8 protein-coding genes are annotated in these 6,644 nt (G+C 47.8%); 4 read left to right on the top strand and 4 right to left on the bottom strand.

The genetic code is table 11. The features are described 5' to 3' along the window. Positions 1 to 139: 139 nt before the first annotated feature. Positions 140 to 1,153, top strand: a complete 1,014-nt coding sequence (locus AC3WJN_RS14775; RefSeq protein WP_237716610.1) for a hypothetical protein — start codon at positions 140 to 142, stop codon at positions 1,151 to 1,153. 76 nt (positions 1,154 to 1,229) lie between these two features. Next, positions 1,230 to 2,108, top strand: a complete 879-nt coding sequence (locus AC3WJN_RS14770) for a hypothetical protein (RefSeq protein WP_007780654.1) — start codon at positions 1,230 to 1,232, stop codon at positions 2,106 to 2,108. Positions 2,109 to 2,324: 216 nt separating this feature from the next. On the opposite strand, the gene AC3WJN_RS14765 is transcribed toward AC3WJN_RS14770, so the two are convergent. From AC3WJN_RS14765 to AC3WJN_RS14750, 4 genes are all read right to left on the bottom strand, one after another. Beyond that, positions 2,325 to 2,708, bottom strand: coding sequence for a hypothetical protein (locus tag AC3WJN_RS14765; RefSeq protein WP_157179512.1), 384 nt, complete (start codon positions 2,706 to 2,708; stop codon positions 2,325 to 2,327). Further along, positions 2,674 to 2,829, bottom strand: a complete 156-nt coding sequence (locus AC3WJN_RS14760) for a hypothetical protein (RefSeq protein ID WP_007780651.1) — start codon at positions 2,827 to 2,829, stop codon at positions 2,674 to 2,676. The genes AC3WJN_RS14765 and AC3WJN_RS14760 overlap by 35 nt, the downstream gene beginning before the upstream one ends. 3 nt (positions 2,830 to 2,832) lie before the next feature. Beyond that, positions 2,833 to 3,099 (bottom strand): hypothetical protein, encoded by a 267-nt coding sequence (locus tag AC3WJN_RS14755; protein WP_007780648.1) that lies wholly within the window; start codon positions 3,097 to 3,099, stop codon positions 2,833 to 2,835. Between the two features lie 192 nt (positions 3,100 to 3,291). Next, positions 3,292 to 3,504 (bottom strand): PLDc N-terminal domain-containing protein, encoded by a 213-nt coding sequence (locus AC3WJN_RS14750; RefSeq protein WP_005836646.1) that lies wholly within the window; start codon positions 3,502 to 3,504, stop codon positions 3,292 to 3,294. 466 nt (positions 3,505 to 3,970) lie between these two features. On the opposite strand from AC3WJN_RS14750, the gene AC3WJN_RS14745 reads away from it, so the two are divergent. Both AC3WJN_RS14745 and AC3WJN_RS14740 read left to right on the top strand, forming a co-directional pair. Continuing rightward, positions 3,971 to 5,176 carry an ROK family transcriptional regulator gene (locus AC3WJN_RS14745; protein ID WP_005836648.1) on the top strand — a complete coding sequence of 402 codons (1,206 nt, stop codon included), beginning with the start codon at positions 3,971 to 3,973 and terminating at the stop codon, positions 5,174 to 5,176. 150 nt (positions 5,177 to 5,326) lie between these two features. After that, positions 5,327 to 6,610, top strand: a complete 1,284-nt coding sequence (locus tag AC3WJN_RS14740; protein WP_007780642.1) for an ABC transporter substrate-binding protein — start codon at positions 5,327 to 5,329, stop codon at positions 6,608 to 6,610. Positions 6,611 to 6,644 lie beyond the last annotated feature (34 nt).

Below are 6,644 nucleotides of genomic sequence, written 5' to 3'. Positions count from 1 at the left end.
GATTAAAAGTATGGTATAAGTATAAATGGTAACAAAAACCAAAGTTTCCAATTAAAGATGGAGGGAGTGAAATGTTGAGCTACTGGGATAGTAGTATCAACAAGTTATTATGCTGAAAAATCAGCGGTGGTTAACAGTATTGTTAATTTTGGGGCTTCTCTTTGTAAATGCCAATGGTGTTTACGCCAGCACTACTGAGGAAGACGATGGCTATATTCAACGTAGCGAGATTGAGCATTTCATGGAAATAATGGCTGAAACCGAGACAGAACAAGCAAGAGAAATGAATAATGAATTAACCAAATATATGGAAGAAAATGAGGAGTACTTATTTGCAGAAGTAGCATCAATTGTTGATAAATATCAAGTTCCTGATACGACGAATCAGACTGATGCAATGAGATATATGGAAGAAGTAGATCCAGAAGCACTACAGAGAGATTTCGAGCGCATAGATACACTTGCTCAAGAATATTATGATTACTACCAGATTCATAACGAGTTTCCAGAAGATGAGTCTTCCAAACAAGTATCTCTTAGGAGTATGGCAACGAGTGAAGCGCTAACTGTATTGAAAAATGCCGGGATTCGTATGACAGAAAGACAGTTGGCAGCGCGCTTGGCTGCATTGGGAGTGATTGCTGCGATTGATGGTCCACTTCCGGTAGGGGATTTTGTTGCTCTTGTTACGGGAGCCATCATTGTCAGCGATTATTTGAGTGACTATGTTGCAAGAAAAGATAGACTTGCTCAAGATATTGGGAATAACGAAGGCAGGTCATTTATTAAAATCGTTACAGAAAGTCTGTCGATTAGCGAAACAGTTACATACGAAATTAAAAGAAATAAAGTGAAGCATTTTAGAGCTTTTTTAAATCGGCTGGGTGGAGTGATTGTTGGGGATCCATTAACTCTTAGTGAAGCTAAACTGTTGGCTCGTCAGGAAAGAGACACATTTAGTGTTCGTAAAGATTATGCTGAAAAAGTTGTCACACAGAAGAATTATGATAAAAAATATGAAGACCCTCATTACTACTCTGGTGGGGAACTTAGGCTCGCTAATCTTCCTCATTATCACTTACTGAAGATGAAAAACGGTTCTTGGCAAAGACTGGGGGGTCATCATTTCTTCCCGTGGCGTGGTTTGAAATAAATCTAATGGAAAGGGCGTAACATATATACAGTTGCGTCCTTTCCTGCTATGATTCTGGTAAAATAAGGAGGATAGAATGCGCTTAAACATTGTAGCAACGGAAGAATTTTATATCGCAGGTATTGAAGTTGATATGGGTTTTGATTGGGATGAATTTTTCGAAGCGCCTGACCCTATCTTGTCAGAGATTGAACATGTGATGAAAAATAATGTCTTTTATTTCTTTTCAAGTGGGGAAAAATATATTATTGGCAAGCGAGTCAGTTCCATAGAAAATCTCCCGGAGAGGTGTATAGCCTCGAAAATACCTGCGGGGCTTTATGCCAAAGTACCTTATTTTCTAGAGGACTATTCACACGACATGTTTTCGATGACGAATTACGAGGTGCTTGAAGAGGAAGAATATAGCGAATATAGAGAGTTTGTATTTGGATCAGGCGGCAATTATCACATGTACGTTTATCGTTCAGTAGAATACTTGCCAGATGTCGTGAATGTGCGGCAGATTCCCGTTTTGCCAGAAGCGAGGGCAAAACTGCTTCGCAGGCAGTACATAGAAACATTTTTCGATGTAGACAGTAACCAAATTCGCAAGTTTCTCTATAAAAGATATGTAACATTGCACAGAGGATTCCTTTGGGAGTTTTTAGGAAAAGAGGCTTGCTGCAAAATGCAAGGGATGAGCTTGGCTGAAGCAACAGATTTTTTGAAAAGCAAACAAGAAGTGCTGTTTTTCTGGGACGCAACAAGCAAGTTAGGCAAAGAGTTCGCATACGGCAAAGTGTTTACGATGGATGCAGCAAAATTGATGCAATCTTACACGCGTTTCACTTTTGATATGTATCTGTTTGACTCGACCATGGACTGGACGATTATTTTTGTTCACGAAAGAATTAGCGATAAACCTGGCGATTGTTTTCTCATCAATAGGAATGAAATTGAGACAATGAGCTAAATGAGAGAAGGGGCTGTCCCTTACGTCATGGAAAATGACAGAGGAACAGCCCCTTGCATTGCGGATCGTTCGGAAATTAAGCAAAGGCTTTTAGCAGTTGAACGATTAATGGGATGAGATCTCCGATAAAAGTGAGAATCGCAATGGCAGTGTTCACAAAAGCCCCTCCTTAAAATTCCAAATTCACTATTATTATATTAATGTTCGCAATAGCTATCAAGAAAAATTTTCCTTTTCATGTTTTTGTTTGGAAAAATACTGCGTAACTACTTGCAAAGCCGCGAAGTGCATCACGATATGATTGCCCAGTAAAAAGCTGCGTTTTCCTGCATATAAGTTAAGAAATGGGATGTTCATCGCCAAATAAAACATAAAAAAGCTGCCGAACAGCCATACCGCTCGGACGTTGTTTTTCCGATCAATCCACCATTCAACGCGATTTTGGGCACTGGCAAGCAAGCAGCAGCGCCCAAAAAACCATCTAGGCATAAAATACGAAACCTGCCAAATCAGGGGAAATAGTAGCTTGCAGGCGATATACTTTCCAGCATACCGTAGAAAAACGTCACTCGCGCTCCAACTCTTCCACAGGGTTTTCATGCAAGCCTACAATCTCCATCACTTCGGCAACGGCCACTCTTCGCGCGCCCTCCATGAAATAGCCGATAACCCCCGGTTTTATTCGGTCCATATGGACTTTTTTGCGCATGGCCGGGAACAAAATTCACATCCTCGCCGTACCCTCCGCAGGGACGGGGCTAGTCAGGTCCAGAACGACATCCCCGTTCTCGTCCTCAAATTCGGGATGGATCGCGAATACTCCCGTTTCCCTCAGATCATCGCCCTCATAGGCAAAATCGCTGCGATAGCCTTGGAAGGGAAGCAGCTTTCTCCCGCCTTCTGCCTCCGGGTAAAACCGATAGTGCACCTTGAAATCAGCACGGTGTCCGCGCCGTTGTTCATAAGGAATCCAGCAATTTGTTTCCTTCATCGTTCCCTCCGCATAGGTGACATGTTGAGCTGTTTGGCACGCAAAAAAATGACTGCTGGCTTAGCTTCGAGCCTGCCGGTCTATGAAAATGCTCCTTTTCGCAAAGCTGAACGGTGATTCCGTCGAGCCAGATTGGCAGGGCTGGCAGGTGAACACGAAAGAGGGATGCTCAATATGGCATCCCGGCAAAGCCTAATCCTTCCGTATAATCAAATACACAATCAACCCGATCACCGGGAAAAAAAGCAGCGCAACCAGCACGATAACGGAAAATTCTTTGCTGTTGCCTCTGCGCCGCGAATCGCGGTAGGCCCAAATGCTGATGAGGATGTTTATCGCGTTGAAAAGCAAAAATAATAGCAAGGGCAGAAACATCACAATCGAAGAGTCGCCCAAACTTGCCAATCGAATCACCTGCTTTGTCGGATAAGTATGCTACTTTTTCTAATTATAACAAAAATTAGGTTATTGCACATGCGCAGGTAGACCTCCTACAAATAGCGGCTCTCGCGCCATTTTGTCTCGTATTCTTTTTTCTTGCCCTCAATCGGGCGGAACCTTTGCAACGTCAGTTTTGAGAGGAAGCAATAAAACAGATAGGGCAGCAAGCAGCCTCTGATCTCTCGATGGAGCAAATGATGAGAACCCATAGACAGCACCACCTTTGGTTTAGTTGCGAGATTTGGGGCAAGAAGCAGACCTTCCTCTCCCCATCATACAGGAAGACAATGCCATTTCCAAAGCTCCCGACAGCAACCGGAACACGAAGAAAACTCATAAAAAACTGAAAAATCCAAATTGACACAAGCTTGAATATTCTGCTAAGATGACTTTATAAAGTCATTGGAAAAACAAAGGATGAGCTTATACGATGCGCAGGACTGGAGATTTGAAACTCATTCAAGAACTGAATCGCTTTATCATACTCGATACAATCCGCCAGCATGGGCCCATCTCGCGCAGCGACATCGCCAAAAGGCAAGGCATCAGCCCTACCACCGTCACTTCGGCCGTCAACGAGCTGATTCGCGACGGATTGGTAGCGGAGGATGGCACAGGGGAATCGAAGGGCGGGCGCAAGCCGATCATGGTGCGCTTTTGCCCGGACGGGAAGTTTTTGATCGGCGTTTCCATCACGAATACGGCGATTACGATTGCCGAGATGAACCTGGAGGCGGCGACCAAGCGCAAGCAGGTGTACCCGGTCGGTCCTGACATGGTGAGCGAGCGGATCGTGCAGTACGTGCTGGATTCGATCGCGGACTTCTTGGGGCAGGTGGAGGATGTCACCCGTTGCCTCGGCATTTCGATCATCGCGCCGGGGATTGTCGATGCGGCAAGCGGCGTGATTCGCTTCAACTCCAAGCTGCGGCTGACGGATGTTCCGCTGAAGGATCTCGCCGAGCAGCGCTTTGGCATGGAGACGTGGCTGGACAATGACGCCAATGCGATCGCGCTGGCGGAAAAAAACTTCGGCGTGGGGCTTGATGCCGACAACCTGCTGTTTGTGACAGTCGGAGAAGGGGTAGGTTCAGGTCTTGTTGTAAACGGTTCCATTTTCCGCGGAAGCCGCGGGGGCGCGGGCGAGTTTGGGCATACGACAGTGGACCGGAGCGGCATGCGCTGCGATTGCGGCAATGTCGGCTGTCTGGAAAACTACGTCGCCTGGCCGGCGATCTACACGGGCTTGTTGTCCGCGATTGCGCGCGGCAAAGAGACGCTCGTGCTGGAGCTGGCTGGCGGAGATTTGACGAAAATTACGTTTGACGTGTTCCGCCAAGCCTTGCAGCAAAAAGACCAGGTGTGCGAGGACATCGTGGAAGAGATCGCGTCGTATTTGTCGATCGGCATCGTCAATCTGGTCAATCTGTTCAACCCGAGCCTGATTATTCTCGGCGGGGAAATGATGCGCGACAACCACGTCTTGTTCGAGCGTATCGAAAAACAGGTGCGGGAGCAGGCAATGGGCATCATGGTGGAAGGGCTGGAGTTCCGCCCGACTATGCTGGGAGCGGACTTTGAAGTCAAGGCAGCCGCTGCCGTACTGCTACAGGACGTTTTTCATTTCAGCCTGTAGTTCCTTTTTGCAGACTTTATTTTAGCATTGGAAAAAGAAAGTGAGCCTCGGATGGTGAAAGGGGGGAGCCGCGGAGGTCAAGGCACAGTCGTTTCAATCAAAAGCTGGGGGTAAAACAGAGGAGAACGTAATGTCGAGGAGGGATTTCACATGAAAAAGTTGGTTTCATTGGCGATGGCCGCTCTGTTGGTAGCGGTGGCAGGATGTTCCGGTGGCGGACAAAGCGCCGCCCCGTCTGAAGGGCAACAGCCGGGTGCGGCAAGCGGAGAAAAGGTAACGCTTACGTACGCCCTGTGGGACAAAAACCAGATGCCGGCCATGGAGGAAATTGCGAAGAAATTCCACGAAGCCAATCCCAATATTGACATCAAGATCGAGCTGACGCCGAACAAACAGTATTGGACGAAGATGGAAGCGGCTGCGACTGGCGGCACGTTGCCGGACGTTTTCTGGATCAACGGCCCGCGGATCATCAAGTACGCGGCAAACGACGTGTTGTTGCCGATCACAGACCAGATCAAGGCGGACGGCATCGACCTCGGGAACTACCCGAAGGCGCTGGTTGATCTGTACACATACGAGGGACAAAACTACGCATTGCCGAAAGATTTTGACACCATTGGCCTCTGGTACAACAAAAAACTGTTTGATGAAGCGAACGTGCCTTATCCGGACGAGACATGGGACTGGAACAAGCTGAAGGAAGCGGCGAAAAAGCTGACAGACGAGAAAAAAGGCGTCTGGGGCATCGCGGCAGCGCCGTACGGACAGGACAACTACTACAACACGATCTTCCAGAGCGGCGGGTACGTCATCTCCGAGGACAAGAAGTCGTCGGGCTTTGACAAACCGGAAACGATCGAGGGGCTGAAGCTGTGGGTCGACATGATTAACGACAAAGTGTCCCCGTCTGCGGCGCAAATGTCGGAAACCGAGTCCACGCAGTTGTTCGAGTCGGGCAAGGTGGCGATGATTTACACGGGTTCGTGGATGGCGAGCGCTTTTCACACCAACGAATATACAAAAGACAAGGTAGACGTCGCGTATTTGCCAAAAGGCAAGGAAAACACCAGCGTCATTCACGGCCTGGGCAATGTGATCGCGGCGAACACGAAGCATCCGAAAGAAGCGTGGGAATTTGTGAAGTACTTGGGCTCCAAGGAAGCGGCTGAGATTCAGGCGAGCAAAGGCGCGGCGATTCCGGCGTTCAACGGCACCCAGGATACGTGGGTCAAGTCGATGCCGAACTTCAATCTGCAAATTTTCATCGATCAGGCAGCGAACGCCAAGGCGTACCCGATTTCCAAAGATACGGCGAAGTGGGCCAAGCTGGAGACGGAGTACATGACCAAAGCCTGGGCGGGCCAAATGAGTGTGGAGGATGCAGCCAAAGAGCTTGCGCAAAAAATGAACGAGCTGCTGGCGCAAGAGTAGGGTTTCAACGGGCGGATGGCTTCGGAGGGTGAAC

It is taken from the genome of Brevibacillus sp. FW306-2-1A-C05A, assembly GCF_058781555.1.
Note: the sequence above shows the minus strand (reverse complement) of the source record. Positions and strands in the feature narration are given on the sequence as shown.